Raw genomic sequence first — 20,799 nt, forward strand, 5'->3', positions numbered from 1 at the left:
GAAAATTTCTTATTTGTCCGGGAATCGGGAAAAATCTTGACCTCTTTTAATCGAGCTATCTCATTTTCGATGGCTCTCTTCTTGGCCTCTACCTCCCGGTATCTCCCTTCTCCAATCAGCCCGATGGTGTATGCCTTCTCAGTTAGTCTCAAATCGACATTATCTTCTCTCAAAATTAGTCGGTACTCAGCCCGGGAAGTGAACATACGATAGGGTTCCTTAGTGCCCTTGGTCACTAAATCATCAATCAAGACACCAATATAAGCTTGCGAACGGTCGAGAATAAACGGTGGCTTATTCTCTATTTTCAGAACAGCATTAATTCCACCGATTAATCCCTGGGCTGCTGCTTCTTCATAACCTGTGGTTCCATTAATTTGGCCACAGAAGTAAAGATTCTCGATTAATTTAGTCTCCAGTGTTGGTCGAAGCTCGGTGGGTTCGACGTAATCGTGTTCAATACCATAACCGGGTCGCATTATCTCTACCCTTTCCAGGCCCTCGATACTACGCAACATCCTGAACTGGATATCTATGGGCAAACTGGTGGCTAAGCCATTAGGATAAACTTCGGATGTATCAACACCTTCTGGTTCCAAAAAAATCTGATGGCGTTCTCTTTCCGGGAATTTCATTACCTTATCTTCAATGGAGGGACAGTAGCGTACCCCTGTCCCCTTGATAACACCAGTATACAGAGGGGAACGGTCTAAACCTTCTCTGATTATCTGGTGCGTTTTACTGTTGGTATAGGTAATATAGCAGGGGAGTTGAGACTGAGTTACCTTTTTAGTAGTAAAAGAGAAAGGAAAGGGAAGTTCATCGCCTTGTTGTGGTTTGAGTTTAGAAAAATCGATAGTTTTTCCATCCAGGCGAGGACAGGTTCCTGTTTTGAATCTGCCTATCCGAAAACCGAGTTCCTTAAGATTCTCTGAAAGTTTTACTGCCGGGAAGTCACCCATCCTGCCAGCAGGGAAATTGGTCAAACCAATATGAATTAATCCATTTAAGAAAGTTCCGGGAGTAATAATTACTGCTTGTGCATAAAACTTCTCACCAATGCCTGTTTTTATTCCTACCACTCTTTTTTTCTCCACCAGAATTTCTTCAACCAGGGCTTGTTTCAATTCCAGATTTTCCTGTCTCTCTAAGACTTTTTTCATCTTCAACCGATAGGCTTGCCTATCCACCTGTGCTCGTGAACTACGGACAGCTGCACCTTTGGTCATGTTCAATCGTCGAAACTGAATAGCTGTGGCATCCGTATTCTTACCCATCTCCCCGCCCAAAGCATCTATCTCTTTAACCAACTGGCCCTTAGCTAAACCACCAACTGCTGGGTTACAAGACATAAAGGCAATAGTATCCAGATTCATAGTCAAAAGTAGAGTCCTACAACCAAGCCCGGATGCTGCAAGAGCTGCTTCACAGCCAGCATGGCCACCACCCACTACAATAACCTGATATTTTTTCCCCTGTAATTTTATCTTAGACATAAACTATCTGCTCCTGGATTTGGCAAAAAACCTAAATCGACTTAGGTTGCATTTTCTCATATTTTCGGTAGCCGCAACCTTTAGGTTGCGTTTATGCTATTCTTAAATACTCCGATAAATCGGAACTACTCTAGGCGCAGACTGAAGTCTGCTACTCCTTAACGCAGGCTAAAGCCTGCGACTACCCGACACGGCAATATCCATGTTGAAACCCGCCGTTACCATTTACAAATATTTGCGAGTGCAATTTGAATTCACGTTAGAAAAAAATGTCTTCTGCCCCAATCATCAGAGCAAAAGACATCAACGTCATATATTGACACTCTCCACGACTAAACTCGGGAGATTCTTAAGTGGTTGACGCCCTCTGTCCGTTTCCGTTTCGGGCAACCCTTAAGTTCGGGGCGGTGTCAGGCAGCCCTTCCCGAGAAGGATATACAATCCCGGGCAGCGATGTTGTTACCACATCGCCAGGTTGTCGGTTGGCTATGTTTATTGCACCGATTCTGTCAGCGTGTGAGGTATACTCACAGGCTCGGCAGCGGAACCACGCTCCACTGCGGTTTAAATGACTTATGTTATGACATCTCGGGCATTCTTGAGAAGTATAAGCAGGATCAATAATATCAACAGTTATTCCTATTTCTTTTGCTTTATACTCTATAAATTGTTTAAGTTGGTTAAATGGCCAGTTGTGTAGTGTATTCCCCAGCCGTTGTCTTTGTTTATGGTTTGTTTTAGCCGTAGTTCTTATGTTTTTCAGATTCTCAAGCTGGATTATTCCTGCTTTTACTTTAAGAGCAAAGTTAATTATTCGGCGAGATAATTTATGGTTAAAATCTTTCATCCAACGCCGTTCCTTGGTTCTTGATTTACGAATGCAATCAAGTTTCTTGGCTTTACCAAGTGATTTTCTTCGTGAGGCATACCTGGTTCTATGAAACCTGATTTCTTTGCCAGAGTAGAATTTGGTTTTACCTTGTTCTTTGTCATAACAAACGGCAATATTGTTTAACCCAAGATCAACTCCGACTATATTATCTCCGGTGGTTTGTTCGGATTCGGAGAAATTAAGAGTGGCTACAAAATACCATTTGTTTTTTCGTTCTAAAAGTTGACCGTTCCCAATCTTAATTTGTGCCGTAGATAATCTATCAAGGGTATCCTTTTGCCTGTCGGATAAGGCTAACTCAAAATATGGTTTTGAGCCGTTGATAGGAAAACCTATAGAATATTTACAACCATCTTTTCTGACAGACCAATTTTGGTTATTAAATCCAATAGCAACGGTATTCTTAAAATGGGGAATGGAAGTTTTAATATGTTGTTTCCGTTGTTTACAAAAAGTTATCCAACGGGAACGAATAAGTCTTACCGCCTCGTTGAGAACTGACGACGGGATAATAGTTTTTTTCTTAAGATAACTGTAAAGTTGAGAATGACTGGTTTTGTTCGGCCACTGATTGGAAAGATATTCTATTCCCAAGTTCAAGGTTTTAGAATGTTCTTGTCGCAGTAGTTTAAATTTTAATATGTCAGGTTCTTTAATTTTCAACAAAATAGTTTTAGTTATCATGATTTACTCTGTGCTTCAATATATTTTTGGATTGTTTGGCTTGATACGTTGCCGGCTGTAGAGACAAAATACAAGTGCGTCCAGAGAGTAGGAAGTTTTAATAGTTCAGGGAATTCTCTACGTAGGTAGTGAGAACTTTTACCTTTAAATGCTTTAACCAACTTATGAACAGCGATAGTAGGATAGGCAGAGACGAAGTTATGAACATGATCGGGCTGTATGCTGAGATTAAGGATTTCAACACCTTTTTCTTTAGCAACTTCTTTAATAATTTGCTCAAGGCGTTTCTTAACTCTGCCAACAAGAACAGGTTTCCTTCTTTTTGGGCACCATATCAGGTGGTAGTTAATGAGATAAACCTGGTTACGAGAATGTTTGTATTCCATATTTGTATATAGTATGGCATATATCAACAAATTCGTCAAGAAAAAAATGCAAAGAAAATGGAAAGAAAACAAAAGGAAGCAATTCATCACCACGGCTAAAGCCGGGTGCTTTCTCGCTTAGGAGGCTGTAAAACAGGCAATCTGCTTTTTATTATTTTTTTATCTCCCTGGCCAAAATTATAGCCTCAGCGATTTCCCGCATGGGCTTGCGGCTATTCATGCTCTGCTTCTGTATTTTTCGGAAAGCCTCTCGCCCAGATATCGCCAGCTCTTCCATCAATATATCCTTTGCCCTCTCTACGAGTTTGCGGGTTTCCAACTCTTCCTGAATAACTTTAGACTTCACCATAAGTTCCGTATTCTCAATAGCAATGGCAGCCTGATTGGCTACTGTAGTAAGCACATCCATTTCCGATTTGGTAAATCGGTGAGGCGAAGAAGTGTAGCAATTAATAACTCCAATCACCTTCCCCCTCACGCTAAGAGGGACACTTAACAGTGAACATAACTTTTCTTTTTTGGCTATCTTCACACTTATATAGCGAGGGTCCTTCTTTACATCCAGAACACTAATGGGTCTATTATCCTGAGCAACCCTTCCTGCGATACCCTCTCCTAATTTCACATTCGGTTTCCTGTTATACTCCTCACTGATCGACTGAGTCGCTCGCACAATTAGTTCCTTCCTATCTTCATCCAGTAACATTAAGGAACATATTTTAGACCCCATCACCTCAGCAGTTACAGTTACAATCAATTTCAAAATATTATCCAGATAAATTTCAGAAGAGATTGCCTTGCTTATCCTGGAGAGTGCTTTTAACCGTTTGTTGTAGGACTTATCTTTACTTTCCGATTTTTCGGTTTTCTTTTTCATCTTACTCTTTTTCCCTTAAAGCCTTTCTCAAGATATCCAGTGCGTTTATCGCTGTGCTTTCTTTTATTTCTCTTCTTTTTCCTCCAAAGCGAAACTCCTTACATATCTCCACGCCCATCTCAGGCCACGCCAGAGCTACGTAGACCAAGCCTACCGGTTTCTTAGCAGTTCCTCCGGTAGGTCCGGCAATTCCAGTGGTAGCCAAACCTATATCCGTTCCGCTGATTCTCTGTACTCCACGGGCCATTTCCAAGGCGCTCTCCCGGGAAACCGCACCAAATTCGTTTAGAGTCTCTTCTTTAACTTGCAAAACTCTAACTTTCGCTTCGTTACTGTAGGCCACAACTCCTTCTTTAAAATATACCGAACTGCCGGCAAAATCAGTAATTCTATCACCAATCAATCCCCCCGTACAAGATTCAGCCACTGCCAGGGTCAATCTCTTACTAAGCAGTAACTTACCCACCACGCTTTCTAAAGTATCTTCATCTTCTCCGTAAATATAGTCTCCCAGACAATCGTAAATTTCTTGCCTTGCCTTGTGCAGCATTTCATCAACAAGTAACTCGTTCTCGCCTTCACCTGAAATCTCCACATCTATCCTTGCCAGATGGGCTAATATAGAAAACCTCAAAATTCCACCTTCCATCCTCCGCTCAATTTCCACCACTTCCTTAATCTTCTCATAAACGGCAGACTCCGTCAACCCGGAAATATGGAGAACGCATTTCTTTAATATTTTTCGCTCATACCTCTCCTTGAGATACGGCAATACAACCTCCTCTACCATAGGTTTCATCTCCCGAGGAGGTCCGGGTAACATAATTATAACACTCGCTTTTTGAACTTTTGATTTCGAACCGGCCTTAGTTTTTCTTTCCACGACTATTCCGGGAGCAGTGCCCACCTTATTGGGAATGACTTTAGCACCTTCGATGATATAAGCCTGCTTTTCGTTATCTTTGGGCATTTCCAGATCCCTCTTTGCAAAATGGGCAGCAATCTGGTGCATCACTTCCCGGTCGAAGACCAGTTTTTTCTTTAACACCTTAGCCATAACCTCCCGGGTTAAATCATCAAATGTTGGACCCAACCCACCAGTGGTGATTATAATATCAGACCTGTTTAAAGCCTCCTGAAGGACGCTTTCAATCTTTTCTCGACTATCACCAACCGTAGTTTCCCTATCTATGGCCAATCCGATGCTGTCAAGCTTCTCGCCCAAATAAGCATTATCAGTATTAATCTTCCCCTTCAACAGCTCCGTACCAACGGAGACCAACTCCACTTTCATTTCAACCTCTCAATACCCTGAAAACGAAGGGATAGTTACAGGAGCTTTAATTCCATCAGGTTTTCTGTAGTGTAGCCCTTTATGGGCGTAATTTTACGGGCATAAAGCCCTACACTACCGAGCGACTCCGATAACTATCCCTTCATCCTCCCTTATTCCATCATCACCTTGCCTGTTTCCACATCAATAATTCTTATCTCCACCTCACCATCCGTCTCTTCAATTAACCCTACTGTGGGATTCTCCTTGGGCAAAGAGGGACTGCCTGGATTTAAAAATACTACGTCTCCCTCTCTGGCTAATTTCGGCCGGTGGGTATGACCAGAGATAAAAATATTGGCGCGCCATCTCTTGGCAAGGTTAACTTTTCCCTCATCACTCAATTTATCCCCGTGGTTCACTATAATCCTGAGGGAACCTATCTGAACTAAAGCAAACGGGCTCTGCACGGGAAAATTGACCACAGAATCATCGACATCTGAATCACAGTTTCCCCGCACCGCCACCAGGGGAATTTCTATCCCATTCATCTCCTCGACTAATTCCCCGGGAGCAAAACCCTCAGGCATGGGATTCCTGGGCCCGTAATTGAATAGATCCCCGGCGTGAATAATCATATCCACATCAGGAAAGATTTCTTCCATTACTTTCTGCCAACCCACTAAATCACCATGTGTATCTGCAATAACACCAATCTTCATCCTTTGCCTCTCTTATTTATTCTTATCTCTCTTTTTATAACCTCCGCGTTTTGTTCCTTCTAATTTCTGTATTATATCCCGGAGCTGAGCTGCCCTCTCATAATTTTCCTGTTCAATAGACTCCTGAAGCTTTTTCTGAAGTTCATCCTTCTCTGAAAGGGGTTTCTTCCCGAGAATCTCTTTTACCATACCTCTTAAAATACCTAAAGACCTTCCCTTTTCATAAGTAAAAGTTGCGTTTTCCATATCGGGAAGGGATTCGATCGTTCTAATTCCCTCTTCCATCTTTTTCCAAGCTTCCTCATATTCTTTTCTTTCCAGATAGGCAAGTCCCTTTCCCAGTACATTCATTCTTATTATGTATGGTCGATACTGCTCCAGAGCCACTCTGTCTTCTTCCTCGATTGTGTATTTCTTTACAAAATCGAAATATTCAATATTCCGTTGAGTATCTCTGACCATTCTTTCATAATCTTTTAACTGAAAAAATAGAACGTAACGATAGTAATATAATAGTCCTTCTTCATATAATCTTGAGCAGTCTTTTATTGTGAGACCAAACCCCTCATCGGTTCCCCTTCTCTTCTTATGAACTTCAACTTTTGTCCGGTAGTACTCCAAAAGCGACTCTTTCCCATAGGGCCTCTTGCCATCAGGCCTTCCGTCTACCTCGAATTGCTCAATTCCTAAGGACAGTCTTATCTGAATTTTTTCTTTGCCATCTTTCCCTTTTATCTTTCTTATGTTATTTAGCCGGTCATATTCCCACGCCTTGAGAAGTTCACTGATGTCGTCACGCATTTTCTTTTCCCTTTTTTAAAATTTCGTCTCTTTAGACAGAAGACCACTCTGTCTCATTGCACAAAACTCACCGCACATCGTGCAAACCCGGACATCTTTTGGTTTCGACTTTTTCCTCTCTTCCCTGAACTTTTTAGGGTTAATAGAGAATCTTTCCTGTCTTTTCCAGTCGAGGGAACCTCTTGCTCTAGATATCCGGATATCCCAATTTAATGCTCCCTTTACTCCCTTGGCCACATCAGCCGCATGGGCAGCAATCCTGGTAGCAATTACCCCCTCGGTTACATCCTCCACATCAGGGAGGCGAAGGTGCTCCGCGGGAGTAACATAACACAGGAAATCGGCACCAGAGGCAGCAGCAATCGCTCCGCCAATAGCACAAACAATATGGTCGTAACCCGGTGCAACATCAGTCACTAGAGGACCCAAAACATAGAAGGGTGCGCCCTTACACAGACTCTTTTCCAACAAAACATTGGCTTCAATCTGATTTAAAGGAACATGTCCAGGTCCTTCTATCATCACCTGAACATTTTTCTCCCGTGCCCTTTTTGTCAGTTCTCCCAGTACAGAAAGCTCGGCAATCTGCACTTCATCTGTGGCATCAGCAAGGCATCCCGGCCTGAGTCCATCTCCCAGGCTCAAAGTCACATCATACTTATAGGCGATATCCAGGAGCCTGTCGAATTGTTCATATAGAGGATTTTCTTTATTATTATCCACTATCCACTGTGCCAGAAACGCTCCACCCCTGCTAACAATCCCGGTAATTCTTTTACTTCTCCTTAAAGTCTCAACAATTCTCCGGGTAACTCCACAGTGGACAGTCATAAAGTCGACCCCTTCCTCAGCCTGTTGTTCAATTATGCGAAAGATACCATCTATATTCATTTTGCTGATTTTTTTACCTTTACGAGCAGTCTCGCAAGCAGCCTGATAGATGGGCACAGTCCCTACAGGCAGAATGGAGCGTTGGAGAACCATTCTTCTTATCTTTCCAATATCTCCCCCTGTGGAGAGGTCCATTACGGTATCTGCTCCAGCTTCAATGGCTGCATCTAACTTGTTCTTCTCTTCCGCCAAACTCACTTTATCTGGAGAAGAACCGATGTTGGCGTTCACCTTTGTTCTTAAACCTTTCCCTATTCCTATGATTCGTAATTTATTGCGTTGGTGACGTTTTACATTAACAGGTATAACCACTGTCCCCTCAGCAATACAGGAACGTATATATTCTGGAGTTAAGCCCTCATCACGAGCAACTCTTCTCATTTCACTGGTAATCTTTTTCTTTTTAGCCCATTCCAATTGTGTCATCAATTTAACCCTTTGCCTGTTTAATTTTTCTCTTCATCTCCTGTGCAGCTTTTCTTACATTTTTAGCACTGGAAACAGCATGGATAACAGCCACTCTTTCCGCACCTGCACGGATAACTTCTGCGACATTCTCCTGGTCAATCCCACCAATAGCAAAGAAGGGTATGTTCACTTTTTTTCTTACTTGCCGAACCGGGTTAAGCCCTATTTGCTTTAACTCAGGCTTGGAGGGAGTGGAGAAGATCGGCCCGATACTGATATAATCGGCGCCCTCTTTTTCTGCTTTGATGGCTTCCTTTAAACTGTGAGTAGAAACACCTATGAAACGGGTAATAGAGCGCCCTTTGGGAAGAGGAGTACCTTTCTGTAGCTTTTGCTTCTGGCCTTTATATATTGAAGCTCCTGCTGCTTCCCACATTAGGAGTCTCCTGACTAACGTTAAAGGCATATCCTGTTGGCCAAGATGGACTCCATCAGCCCCCAGGGCCAGAGCAATGTCTAACCGGTCATTCATTACCATGGGCACCTCGTAGTTAGCAGTAATTTCCCTCAATTTCTCCCCAATCTCGATTGTTTTCTTATCCATCCAGTCTTTTACCCTGAGCTGAACCATATCAGCTCCCCCCAGGAGGGCTTCCTCAGCCATCTTCAAGTAATCCATATCCGCCCTGGGAGAAAGGATAACGTATAGTTCCACATCCTGCAAAGTCTTAATCATAGACGAATTATCCTCTCACTACGTTAGAACTTTTGTGCAAAACCTACCTCAAAGCCCATCTCCTTTGCTCTGGCCCAAGGAAATATCCCTGTGTTCTCTGTGTTCTCCTTTTTATTCTGATAGACTACTGCCCTTCCCACCAGAGTGCCAATAACAGCTCCCAGAGCTACATCTGAAGTCCAATGTTTATCGTGGTAAACCCGGGAGAGTGCCGTAAGGCTGGCAATTGTATAAGCACTTATATCGACGAGGAGACTATCATACTCTGAAGCTATAACTGAAGCCAGAGAAAAAGCTACAGTGGCATGGCCAGAGGGAAGGGATAACTTGGCATTGTCAAATGTCGGTCCGTAGAATTTCCCACTACCTTCCTCACGATACGGTCTACTCCTTCCCGCCAGCACTTTAAGAGTTTGACATATAATTCCTGAAAAAATAAAGGATTCCAAAGCCGAAACCCCTGTGTCTCGAGATTTCTCATCATGGAAAATTTCACCAGCCAAATAAAAAATCCCGGCAATAGAAAGAGTTGCTCTGCCATCCCCAAACTGTTTTGAGAAGGAGAATATTTCATCCCAGCTATTACTGCCAGAATCCTGGACTGAATCCCTGATGTCTTCATCTAAAGCCATCAATCCGCAAGTGCCCAGAAGAATTGCTGAGAGTGGAAGAACATCAGACTTGCCTAATCTGAGAGGACTGGTAAAGATATATTTGAAGTCTCTGCCGAACCGAGAAAATATATTTCTTTTTTCAGAAGCAAAGGCAGGCTCACCTGGGGAAAAAAAGGAAAGGATAAAAATTGAAAGAACTATGCTGAGCCAGTTTTTCTTCAATTCTCCCCTTTCAAGGCCCAATCTGACCTTCTAAGAAATGCGAGTAACTATCTTTTTCTCTATCCCATAAACTTTAAATCTGATTTTCTTAAACCTGCCTCCCGCATCCGCAGAAATAAGTCTGGAAAACTCTTCCAGAACTCTTATTCCCTCTTCTACTCTTCTGAAATTTGCAAAAACGATATCCTTGAGATTACCCCTCTTTCCTTCTTTGATGAACAGCCCCACATCCTTTTCAGGTTCCCTGGACTTTACTAATCGAGGGTAGACGCTTTGGGTAATCTTACTCAAATTATGCCTGAGATTTTTTAGCTTTTTACATAACTCCTTATCGTTATATAAAAAACGGGCTACATCTTCAATGACCCGTAACCCTTCTCTGGCTCTGTTTAGATTAGCGTCCAAAAGTCTATATTTATTTTGCATCTCAAAGCGTCAGGGCTCAATTTATTGAGCCCGTCAATTCCGCCAGGTTTCGCGTGAGCGCTGGCGGAATTTGAGCGAGGTTTTGCTGACCGAGCGACTCCGAAAACTACCCCTTTATCCTTGTTTAAATATTCTTTTCTGAATAAAACTGGTGTCGACTTCCCCCTTTCTGTAAAACTCATCAGCCATGACTTTGGTATGGAAAGGAATAGTAGTCTTTACTCCCTCAATAACAAATTCGCCGAGAGCCCTTTCCATGCGAGCAATCGCCTCCTGCCTATTATCTCCAATCACGATTAACTTGGCAATCATTGAATCGTAGAAGGACGGTATAGTGTAACCTTGATAAATGCCCGTATCCACTCTCACCCCGGGTCCTCCCGGGATAATATAACTAGAAATCGTACCCGAAGAAGGCAAGAAGTCTTTATCAGGGTCCTCAGCATTTATCCGGCATTCAATAGCATTTCCACAAATCTTAATTTTATCCTGGTCGAGATTCAACTTCTCACCGGCAGCCAACTTGATCTGCATCTTAACCAGATCGATCCCGGAAATAAGTTCGGTCACGGGATGTTCTACCTGAATCCTTGTGTTCATCTCCATAAAATAGAAATCATCGTCGTTATCCAACAAGAATTCCACTGTGCCCACAGTAGTATATTTTACTGCTTTAGCGGCTTTAACAGCCGCATGCCCCATCTTGCGTCGCAACTTCGAGTTAACTGCAGGAGAAGGCGATTCCTCGACCAACTTTTGGTGGCGACGCTGTATGGAACAATCCCTCTCTGGCAAGTAGATAATATTGCCTTTCCTGTCCCCCAGAATCTGGAACTCAACATGTCTTGGTTTGGAAATATACTTCTCCAGATATACTTCCTCCTTGCCAAAGGCTGCTTTAGCCTCACTCTGGCAGGTCATCACTGCATTCTTCAACCCTTCCTGGTTCTGGACAATGCGCATTCCTTTGCCACCGCCGCCAGCAGATGCCTTTACCACTATAGGATATTTAATCTTTCTTGCCAGTTTCAGAGCATCATCTATCTTGGAAATAGTTCCCTTACTACCGGGAATGATAGGCACCCCTGCCTTTTCCATTGCCTTTCTCGCTCTACTTTTATCTCCCATCTTCAAGATTACTTCTTTGGACGGTCCAATGAAAGTAATATTACAGGATTGGCAAACCTCTGCAAAATAGGTGTTCTCTGCCAAAAATCCATACCCAGGATGGATTGCATCAGCGCCAGTAATTTCCGCTGCACTGATTATATTGGGGATATTAAGATAACTCTCATCCGAAGGTGCGGGTCCAATACAGACACTCTCATCAGCAAACCTCGTATGTAAGGAACCATTATCTGCCTCTGAGTGGACGGCTACTGTCTTTATCTTCATTTCCCGACAAGCACGAATTATCCTCAATGCAATCTCGCCCCGGTTAGCTATTAAAATCTTTTTGAACATTAAAATTTCCTCCTCTTTCCCTTAGAAAACCTTACTTCGTCAGATTGGTCTATCCCCACAGTAAGTCCAAACCCTCTCAGAAATCAAAGATTTCTAACCCCGTTAGAGATTTATCTCTAAACGGGCAAAAACCTTCTAATGGGGTTTACCCTCGCCCATTCTTAATGGGCGGGGGTTACTTATGTCTTTTCTTTGAACTCTTAGATGCCCCCTCTCTTTCATAATAAGGGTCTATCAAAAACATATCTTGCCCATATTCTACTGGGTGACCGTCCTCTACCAAAATTTTAACTACTTTTCCCCCTTTATCAGCAGAGATCTCCCTCATAATTTTCATAGCCTCAATAACGCAGATTTTTTGTCCAGGTTTGATGACATCTTTAACCTTAACCAGAGGAGATTGGTCTTCAGAAAGTGAATTATAAAAAGTTCCCACCATGTGAGATTTAATTATGGTGTACTTTTCTGAAAAAGGGAGGATTTCTTCTTTTTGCTGGGAACTCCCTTCCTCTGTCTTGGGGCTGGAAGGAAAAGTTTCATAAGCACCTGCTTCCTTCTGGGCTGATTCTTTTTGTTCATCCAAATTAGGTGCTCCCCTTTTAAAACTTATTTTCGTTCCGTCGTTTTCCCATAGAAGCTCTGTAATATCGGCATCTTTTACAAGGTTGACAAATTCTCTTATCTGCACTAGTTCTTTTGCCTTCTTATTACTGCTATTTTTACTCTTCTTCTTTCTCATAATCCCTCCTCAGAAACTTCTCTCTGCCTTACCCATCAAAGGGTTAACAAATAAATAGGCCACTCCAACCAGTGGCCAAAAAATTTTGTTTGAATCTATACTCTCTCGATATATTTGCCAGTCTGCGTGTCCACTCGAATTGTATCACCGGTATTGATAAATAGAGGCACCTGGATTTTTGCCCCTGTTTCCACTTCAGCCGGCTTAGTCACATTAGTAACAGTATTGCCTTTCTTTCCCGGTTCCGTATAGGTAACCTTAAGTTTTACAGAGTTGGGCATTTCTGCCCCGATTATCCGCCCTTTATATATAAGAACTTCTATTTCCATATTCTCTTTTAAAAACTGTGTACCCTCACCTAACTCTTTTTCCGTAAAAGGAATCTGCTCAAAAGTTTCCATGTCCATAAAGTAGTAATTCTTCTCATCCTTATATAAATACTGCTTTTTTCTCCTTTCCAGGAAAGCCTGTTCAAACCTATCCTCAGGCCGAAAAGTCTTTTCCATAATCCGTCCTGTGGCCAGGCTCTTCAATTTTGTCCTCACCATAGCTCCGCCCTTGCCGGGCTTATGGTGCTGGAACCAGATAACAGTGAATAGCTCGCCGTTAAGTTCAATATTAATCCCGTTCTTAAAGTCCCTGGCTGAAACCATATACTAAACCTTTTCTCCCTCTCCCCTTTGGGGAGAGGGTTGGGCCTGCCCGTGCCTGGCACGAGCCACGGCCAGGGATGAGGGGACTATCCCTCTGTTGACTTTCACTTTCTCCCTCTCCCCTTTGGGGAGAGGGTTGGGGTGAGGGGGTTATTCCTTTGTTAACACCTCATAACCTTTTTTCGTAACTAAAACCATATCTTCGATTCTCATTCCGCCAAAACCTGGAACATAGACTCCCGGCTCAACAGTCAAAACCATCCCCGTTCTCAAAACCTGCTTGCTATTCTCTTCCACCCAGGGGAGTTCGTGGACGTCCAGTCCAATTCCATGGCCAGTCCTGTGGATAAAATAGTCACCAAACCCAGCTCGGGCAATCGCTTTCCTGGCTGCAGAATCGATAATTGAACACCTAACCCCGGGTCTTATCTTCTCTATAGCAGCTCTCTGGGCCTTGCGCACCACCTGGTAAATCTTCTTATATTTGCCTTTGAATTCAAAGGACAATGTAGCCCGGAGACTTTTTCCAGGATTATTCGTTATTATATCCAAAAATAGAGGTCTTGTCAAGTCGGAACAGTAACCCTTGTACACGCATCCCATATCAATAAGCAGACAGTCGCCCGACCTTATCTTCCTCTCTCCTGTGTGATGGTGGGGATAGGCAGTATTCTCCCCAGAAGCGACTATAATCTCAAAAGAAGACTTCTGGGCACCTCTTTTCTTCATAAAATATTCGAGCTGGCAAGCAATGATTCTCTCCTTCATTCCTATTCTAATTCTCTTTTTTATGAATCGAAAAGCTGCCACACAGATCTGGGCACTCTTTCTGATAAGGCCCACCTCTTCTTCTGTTTTAACTATTCGCATCTCTTCCACCAGGCCATCTAAAGGCACTAACCTGACTCTCCTGAAAGCCTTTCCCATCTCCTTATATCTTTTAATTGAAACTCCTCCTGCTTCAAAACCCAGCTTTCTTATTTTCTCACCAGTGAGGAATTTCCCCAGCTTCTCCCAAAGTTTATTCCTGAAGCCCATCACTTCGAAGTTTCTCGCTATTTCCTTAGCCTGCTCGTATAATAATTCAGGAACAAAAATCCTCGCCTCTCTTTGAGTTACCAGAGCGAAGCTACCTTCCGCTCGAAAACCACTCAAATAGAAAAGGTTCGAAGGGCTAGTAATTAAGAATCCCCCAATCCTCTTCTGTTTAAGAATCTCTCTTAACTTTCCCAGTCTATCAACCATTTCATTCTCATTCTTCGTCATCTTAAAACCCTGAAATTCGAAAGATAGTTTGCGAAGATTTTAGGAATTTTAGCCAAAAAACGAGGACACCTTTTTCTTTGAAGCAAATCACTGTTTGACGAGCGAAGCGAGGAGTTTTGATTTGCTCTTTGCAGAGTCTGAAGTTTTTTGGCGTTAATAAATTCCTCAGCGATGAGCAAACTATCTTTTAAATTATCAACCGAGCGACTCCGATAACTATTCCTTCATCCCCACTGCGGCTCTCAATGCCAGAAGATACCCATCCGGACCAAAACCACAAATCTGGCCAACAGCCACCGGCACAATTAAAGACTTCCGACGAAACTCCTCCCGTCCGTAGATATTTGACAGATGAACCTCAATAGTAGGAATCCCTGTAGCCACAATAGCGTCCCTGATAGCCACACTTGTATGGGTATAAGCAGCAGGATTAATGATTAAAAAGTCGAATTTACCCTTGGCTTTTCCAATAGTCTCCACAATCTCCCCTTCATGGTTAGACTGGAAGAACTCGAGTTCACATCGCAGTTCTTTAGCTAATTCGACCATTTTTTCGTTAATTTCCTTTAGAGTCAGCCTGCCATATACCTCAGGTTGCCTCTCACCTAAAAGGTCAAGATTGGGACCATTAATCACTAAAAGCTTCATTTCTCCTCCTAACAATTCCGAAGACTACTCCATGAGCCCTGTAACTACATTTCTCACTATGTCTTCTGGTACATCATTCCTCACTACAACTCTTCCAATCTTCTCTGGCAAAACGAACCTGACCTTTCCTGCCTGCACCTTCTTATCCAGAGAAAGAACCTGTATGATATCGTCTACACTTAATTTCACTCCAATTCTACCTGGCAAACCAGCTTTTTCAATCAAACGCTCAATTCTATCTCTTGCCTCTTTTTTCAACATCCCCATTTCTTCGGCAATTTTACACGCACCAACCATACCAATTGCCACAGCCTCGCCATGCTTGTACTTCTTATAATCAGTAAGAGCCTCGAGTGCGTGGCCCAGAGTATGACCAAAATTGAGAATCGACCTCAGCCCTTTTTCTCTTTCATCCTTTTCCACAACTCCTGCTTTAAACTTGCAACAGCGAGCTACAACCCTCTCCAGCACCTCCAGATCGAGTTCTCTTAACTTTTCAATCTTCTCTTCCAGATATTCAAAGAAGTTTTTATCGAGAATAATGCCATATTTAATCACCTCAGCCATCCCTGCCTCCATCTCCTCAACCGGCAGTGTCTTCAAAACAGCAAGGTCGATATAGACCAGAAATGGCTGATAGAAAGAACCTACCAAATTCTTACCTTCGGGAAGATTGACCGCCACTTTACCACCTACGGAACTGTCCACCTGAGCCAGGAAAGTAGTGGGAACCTGAACTATGGGGAGACCACGCATAAAAGTTGCCGCTACATATCCAGCCAGATCACCAATCACCCCTCCTCCCAATCCCACAATAATAGATCCCCTCTCCAGCCTGTATTCCACACACTTTGTATACAGTCTATTCGCCTCATCCTGGGACTTATGCTCCTCACCATCGGGAACCTGGGCCACCAAGACTTGAAATCCAGCCTCCTGCAAGCTCCTCTCCACTGTCTCCAGGTAGTATTCTGCAATTGTGGGATTAGTAACAATAAGGCTCTTAATCCCTTTTGTGTATTTCTTAAGCATTCTACCAATCTCATCCAGGGGGTAACCTATAAGAATATTGTAACTCTTCTCACCCAGTCCCACTTTCACTGTTTTCATCTTTTCTCTCTCTCAGATAAAAATTTAATAATCTCATCCACAACTTCTTCTATCCCTTTATTAGAAGTATCAATCATCCTGCTACATCTCTTATAAAATCGTTCTCTTTTCTTTAAAAGCCTGTTTATTTCACTTACAGGGTCATCTATATTTAGTAGTGGCCGATAATTCGTCTTACCTGTGCGCCTCAGAATCGCTTCAGGTGAAGCGGTCAAACATATAATCACCCCGTTCCTTTCCAGCTCCTCCATGTTCTCACTTCTCTGAACCACTCCCCCACCAGTATCTATAACAAAGTTGTCCAGCAATGCCACACACTTAACAGCTTTTGTTTCCACATCCCGGAAGTAGGGTTCACCCTTTCTCTTGAAAATTTTAGGTATGGACATCCCCACATCTTTCTCAATTATCTCATCAGTACCAATATATTTCATATTCAACTTTTGGGCTAACTTTTTCCCTACAACCGTCTTGCCAGTGCCCATCATTCCTGTCAAAACAATGTTCATGGAGAACCCCAATTTAACTTAATGAATAATTATAGGGAGATAAATATTGTCCTATTTCCTTAATTATGCGCATTAAGTGTACAACTTTTTCAGGAATAAAACAAGCGTAAAAATTCCCGCTATGGATTTAAGAACATTGTTCTCTGTGGCTAAAATGTTGTTTTACCTGGGAAAGCAATACTTCTGGAGGGAAATCGCCTCAGCCCAATGAGGCGGGGAAAAATTCATTGAGGTTGGTCGAGTCGGATAGTCACTCCTATTTTGGAAAAATCTTTTGATGTCTTCCTCTAAATCAGCAGAGAGGTTGTAAGCTTTGCAATCCTGGTTCCCATTCTGTTTGCTGAAATTTAAATAAACTCTTTGTCGTAAATTTGGCGATTATTCGTGTTCGAGTTCTTATTCGTTTTCAGGTAGTTCGTTCTCCCTTTCTTCTCTTTCTTCGCCAAAGTAAAAATAAGGATAGGGCATATCAGTCGGCGGTATAACAGCAGGATAAACTCCATAAACAAGTTGTGCATTCCTATCAATCAAGGTGTCAGAGGGTGGTTGTTCCAAACGAACATACACAGTCTTTGTTTTCATATTTCGGATATACACCACTCTTGCTTTTTGTCCTGGTGACATTTTACTAATAATTTTTCGTAGCTGCAAGGTATCCCTCATTCTTTTATTTCCAATTCTTCTAATGACATCGCCTTTCATTACACCCGCCTCAGCAGCCGGTGAACCACTAATCACCTTCCTTACTAAAAGGCCCCGGTGAAAAGGTAAATTGAAGTTCTTTACTACCGTCTTATCAATAGGAAGAACCTGAATACCTAACCAGACATGTGAGAACCCTGCACGATTTTGTACAAGTGATGCAGAAATCTGTGTTTCGTTTTTTCTGGTAAGGGAAACAATAAAAACTAAAATTAAAACCTTAATAAAAATAATAAGAAGTAAAATTTTTGCACTAAAAATAAGAATTTTTTTCATGGAGTTTCCTGTCTACCTGACATCACCCCAGGGACTGTCCTGGGTAGCCTTTTCGCTGGCAACACCGATTCGTTTAAATTGCCAATGCCCACTTTTACTTTTTTGCATTTTGTACACTTTAGACAACGAATACACTCACTTGAATTCGGATCCTCGTATATTTTTATCTCCATCGGACAATCTTTTAAGCAAAGATTGCATTTATCACTACATTTAGAAGCATTTTCAACTTTCATCCTGATTAAACTGAAACGATTGAATATGGAAAATATTAACCCTAATGGACACAAGACTCTACAAAAGGGCCGTTTAGAAATTACTATGAAAACAACAAAAACCACGAGAATGGCAATTTTAATGAAAAATAACAGTCCAATCGTAGCAATATCAACAGTGGGTTGTTGAAATTCGAGATTGATAGGATTCCAAAGAATCCAGGGAATGGCTGCTTCCAAAGTGCCGGGTGGACATAACTTGCAAAACCACGCTTCACCGTGTAGGTAAGGTATTAATATGACTAATCCCAGGAGAGTGGCATATTTGAAGTAATCAAGCCGATGGGGAATCTTTATTTTCTCACTTTTAATTTTGTACATCAGGTCCTGAAACAATCCCACTGGACAAAGCCAGCCACAGGCCATTCTTCCCACTGCTACCAAAAGGATACCTAAATGGCCAAGTAAAACATAGGGTATCTGACGAATCACCATATAATGTTGAATTGTTCCTAAAGGGCAGGAAAAAACCGCTGCCGGGCAGGCATGACAGGTGACGAAAGGGATACAAGTTGCTTTTAATGGTCCTTGATAGATTTGTTTGGTAGCGACAATTCTCAGATAAGCGTGAGAGATAACAAATCCAAATATTTGAGTAATTCGTCTTAGAAATTCCATCATATAAATCTTTGGAGTAGCAGACTTCAGTCTGCGTCATAATTAAGTATTGTGTCCCCAGAATTGATTATTCGCCAACTCCGATGCACGATAAACAAAGAGTTGCTCCGTTATGTTGTGTTTCAGGGACATTTCCTATTTTTTTACCATAGCCTACTAATAGAGTGCTCAATATGATTATTATCAGAATTACAATCCATCTATTCATTTTTTAATAAACCGGTATCGGAGAACCTTTCATTAATCTGCTATGAATTTTTTTGGTAACATTCAGTCCAAACATCAACACCTTACAGTTAGGACAGCGGGGAAGCCCTACGGTTTTACAATTAGGGCAAATAAAATGTCTGCTGGGTTTATCCCAATTCATTGGCGAACCGCAATGCATACAATAAGCCAAACCTTTCTTTTTGCAAAGAGGGCAGATACAAACATTCTTTTTTCCCACAGTTATGGTAGTATGTTCAATTAATTCTTTTTTTAGCGTAGTCTCTTGAAATCTAAAATTTACCACGAGAATAACCAAAAATGCTACCACAACAAGAGTCATTATCCATAGTTTAGACCCTAAAACAGAAAATTTATTCTCCATTTGATAGCTACACTTTTTTTCCGAAAGTATATCCTCTTAGAAAGCTCTGGCGATGGCTTTTAATAATCACCTCCGTTAGAGATTCTATTTCCTGTTATCTCTGGTTTACCATAGGGCTTTCTAACGGGGCAAACTTTAAATAATAAGAACATTCTGTGCAGTTCTTTTTGCAAAATATCTTTTCGTGACCTGTCTCTTCTCTTAAAGTAAAACACCATCTGGTTCTGGTGAGATATACCACACACCTCTTACACTGATGGTCTAATTTATCATTCTGTTCATGATATTCCCAGCACCACTGAAAATTATTGAAATAGTCCTTGTAATAGTCGCAATCTTCACAGAGAGAATTACAAAAAATTCTCTTATGACCTACTTCTCCCCGTAGCTGGAAACATTTCTTTGAGTGAGTTAGGTAGACAAGACAGCTTCGACATTTATGACTTTCATAGCCATCTTTATTACAGTTCTGATGATATTCCCAGCACCACTTGAATCCCATCTCAGGAGAAAGTAACTCCAGATTAGACAAATCCATATTTTTTTCTCGTATAAATCTGATCAGTTCAGAAAGCAAAATGCGTCGGTGACCACCGGCGGTCTTCTGAGCATGGAGTAATCCTTTTTCAACCCAGTTGATAATGGTGAATCTGGTAACTTTACAGTATTTTGCTACTTCAGTAGTGGAAAAATATTTTTTCATAGTCTCACCCTTATCATCCTCTAATCATCCTCCTGCCACAGTTAGGACAAATCACAGTATAGGCAGGGATACCGAACTGATGTGGCATAGTATAATTACAATTTGGACAGATTAAATAATCTGGACGTCCCCATCCGGCTACTGGCGAAGAAGGAATGCCTCTATTAGGCCAGGCAATTTTTTGATTTGGAGTTTGCGGTGTTCCCAGAGGACATCCAGGACACGCTCCAGGACATGGCATAGCAACTTGTTGACTCGGTATCTGGGGAGAAGCGAGAGGACAACCTGGACAGTGGAGGGGACAAGGCATCGCCACCTGCTGTCCCTGGCCAGCAGCAGGCTGACAATAGCTCCTTGAAGGACAAGTAGCACAACCTGCGATAGGTGTAGCGTTCTGTACTGGCGGAGGAAAATTGCCTCTGGGGTCAATGGGCGTGACTCTAAATTTTCTTAATGGTTGCATCGATGTTCCACAACGGGGACAAAGTGCTGAACCAACTCTCAGACACCGGGGACAAAAGTAAATACCTGTTCGTGGGTTCCACTCCATGGAAAATCCACAATAGAAACATTTAGAGATACCGGTGGCTCTACAATTAGGACATACAGCAACAGTCCCTACTCCAGAATAATAGCTCTGTCCTCCAGCAGTCATAGTAGCCTGATTATCAACCATAGGATTTTTTTGATAATCCTTTTTCAAATCAAGCAACGATACTATAGTTAAACATATCAAACAGATAAAAACACCTATAGCTATCCATATCAAGTGATTTTTATTGTAACTTTTGTCCTGATGCATACTTTTCTTTCTCT

General features: G+C 42.1%; 23 protein-coding genes. All 23 read right to left on the reverse strand.

Going from position 1 to position 20,799, the window contains the following annotated elements:
• Positions 1-1,496 (reverse strand): tRNA uridine-5-carboxymethylaminomethyl(34) synthesis enzyme MnmG (mnmG, locus tag VMW39_07785; GenBank protein HUW23916.1); only part of this gene is annotated, 1,496 nt, incomplete at its 3' end.
• 349 nt (positions 1,497-1,845) lie between these two features.
• The gene (locus VMW39_07790; GenBank protein HUW23917.1) at positions 1,846-3,072 is read right to left on the reverse strand and encodes a transposase; all 1,227 of its coding nucleotides are present in this window, start codon (positions 3,070-3,072) and stop codon (positions 1,846-1,848) included.
• On the reverse strand, positions 3,069-3,458 hold the full coding sequence (tnpA, locus tag VMW39_07795; protein ID HUW23918.1) for an IS200/IS605 family transposase: 390 nt from the start codon (positions 3,456-3,458) through the stop codon (positions 3,069-3,071). The genes VMW39_07790 and tnpA overlap by 4 nt, the downstream gene beginning before the upstream one ends.
• A 151-nt stretch (positions 3,459-3,609) precedes the next feature.
• Positions 3,610-4,335, reverse strand: coding sequence for a GAF and ANTAR domain-containing protein (locus VMW39_07800; protein ID HUW23919.1), 726 nt, complete (start codon positions 4,333-4,335; stop codon positions 3,610-3,612).
• A gap of 1 nt (position 4,336) precedes the next feature.
• The gene (locus VMW39_07805; GenBank protein ID HUW23920.1) at positions 4,337-5,629 is read right to left on the reverse strand and encodes a competence/damage-inducible protein A; all 1,293 of its coding nucleotides are present in this window, start codon (positions 5,627-5,629) and stop codon (positions 4,337-4,339) included.
• Between the two features lie 152 nt (positions 5,630-5,781).
• Entirely contained in the window at positions 5,782-6,330 is a 549-nt protein-coding gene (yfcE, locus tag VMW39_07810) for a phosphodiesterase (protein ID HUW23921.1), read from the reverse strand.
• Between the two features lie 12 nt (positions 6,331-6,342).
• Positions 6,343-7,131: a UvrB/UvrC motif-containing protein gene (locus VMW39_07815; GenBank protein HUW23922.1), complete on the reverse strand. Its 789-nt coding sequence runs from the start codon at positions 7,129-7,131 to the stop codon at positions 6,343-6,345.
• A 15-nt stretch (positions 7,132-7,146) separates the two neighbouring features.
• Positions 7,147-8,448 (reverse strand): phosphomethylpyrimidine synthase ThiC, encoded by a 1,302-nt coding sequence (thiC, locus tag VMW39_07820; GenBank protein ID HUW23923.1) that lies wholly within the window; start codon positions 8,446-8,448, stop codon positions 7,147-7,149.
• A 4-nt stretch (positions 8,449-8,452) separates the two neighbouring features.
• On the reverse strand, positions 8,453-9,166 hold the full coding sequence (locus tag VMW39_07825; protein HUW23924.1) for a thiamine phosphate synthase: 714 nt from the start codon (positions 9,164-9,166) through the stop codon (positions 8,453-8,455).
• Positions 9,167-9,189: 23 nt separating this feature from the next.
• Positions 9,190-10,023, reverse strand: coding sequence for a phosphatase PAP2 family protein (locus tag VMW39_07830; protein ID HUW23925.1), 834 nt, complete (start codon positions 10,021-10,023; stop codon positions 9,190-9,192).
• 9 nt (positions 10,024-10,032) lie between these two features.
• Complete coding sequence (locus VMW39_07835) at positions 10,033-10,428, reverse strand: thiamine-phosphate pyrophosphorylase (protein ID HUW23926.1); 396 nt, start codon at positions 10,426-10,428, stop codon at positions 10,033-10,035.
• Positions 10,429-10,542: 114 nt separating this feature from the next.
• Positions 10,543-11,892, reverse strand: coding sequence for an acetyl-CoA carboxylase biotin carboxylase subunit (locus VMW39_07840; GenBank protein ID HUW23927.1), 1,350 nt, complete (start codon positions 11,890-11,892; stop codon positions 10,543-10,545).
• A gap of 175 nt (positions 11,893-12,067) precedes the next feature.
• Positions 12,068-12,631 carry an acetyl-CoA carboxylase biotin carboxyl carrier protein gene (gene accB / locus VMW39_07845; GenBank protein ID HUW23928.1) on the reverse strand — a complete coding sequence of 188 codons (564 nt, stop codon included), beginning with the start codon at positions 12,629-12,631 and terminating at the stop codon, positions 12,068-12,070.
• Between the two features lie 95 nt (positions 12,632-12,726).
• A complete protein-coding gene (gene efp, locus VMW39_07850; protein ID HUW23929.1) occupies positions 12,727-13,284 on the reverse strand; it encodes an elongation factor P in 558 nt (185 codons plus the stop codon).
• A gap of 150 nt (positions 13,285-13,434) precedes the next feature.
• Complete coding sequence (locus VMW39_07855; GenBank protein ID HUW23930.1) at positions 13,435-14,550, reverse strand: Xaa-Pro peptidase family protein; 1,116 nt, start codon at positions 14,548-14,550, stop codon at positions 13,435-13,437.
• A gap of 216 nt (positions 14,551-14,766) precedes the next feature.
• Positions 14,767-15,198, reverse strand: a complete 432-nt coding sequence (gene aroQ / locus VMW39_07860; protein HUW23931.1) for a type II 3-dehydroquinate dehydratase — start codon at positions 15,196-15,198, stop codon at positions 14,767-14,769.
• A gap of 24 nt (positions 15,199-15,222) precedes the next feature.
• On the reverse strand, positions 15,223-16,308 hold the full coding sequence (gene aroB, locus VMW39_07865) for a 3-dehydroquinate synthase (GenBank protein HUW23932.1): 1,086 nt from the start codon (positions 16,306-16,308) through the stop codon (positions 15,223-15,225).
• Positions 16,305-16,817 (reverse strand): shikimate kinase, encoded by a 513-nt coding sequence (locus VMW39_07870; protein ID HUW23933.1) that lies wholly within the window; start codon positions 16,815-16,817, stop codon positions 16,305-16,307. The genes aroB and VMW39_07870 overlap by 4 nt, the downstream gene beginning before the upstream one ends.
• Positions 16,818-17,213: 396 nt before the next feature.
• Complete coding sequence (locus tag VMW39_07875) at positions 17,214-17,795, reverse strand: PDZ domain-containing protein (protein HUW23934.1); 582 nt, start codon at positions 17,793-17,795, stop codon at positions 17,214-17,216.
• Positions 17,792-18,691, reverse strand: a complete 900-nt coding sequence (locus VMW39_07880; protein ID HUW23935.1) for a 4Fe-4S binding protein — start codon at positions 18,689-18,691, stop codon at positions 17,792-17,794. The genes VMW39_07875 and VMW39_07880 overlap by 4 nt, the downstream gene beginning before the upstream one ends.
• A 208-nt stretch (positions 18,692-18,899) precedes the next feature.
• Positions 18,900-19,280 carry a hypothetical protein gene (locus VMW39_07885; protein ID HUW23936.1) on the reverse strand — a complete coding sequence of 127 codons (381 nt, stop codon included), beginning with the start codon at positions 19,278-19,280 and terminating at the stop codon, positions 18,900-18,902.
• A gap of 94 nt (positions 19,281-19,374) precedes the next feature.
• Positions 19,375-19,983 (reverse strand): helix-turn-helix domain-containing protein, encoded by a 609-nt coding sequence (locus tag VMW39_07890; protein HUW23937.1) that lies wholly within the window; start codon positions 19,981-19,983, stop codon positions 19,375-19,377.
• Positions 19,984-19,996: 13 nt separating this feature from the next.
• Positions 19,997-20,785: a hypothetical protein gene (locus tag VMW39_07895; GenBank protein ID HUW23938.1), complete on the reverse strand. Its 789-nt coding sequence runs from the start codon at positions 20,783-20,785 to the stop codon at positions 19,997-19,999.
• Positions 20,786-20,799: the final 14 nt, after the last annotated feature.

The sequence above is a fragment of the bacterium genome (assembly GCA_035530055.1).
Lineage (GTDB): Bacteria > UBA6262 > WVXT01 > WVXT01 > WVXT01 > WVXT01.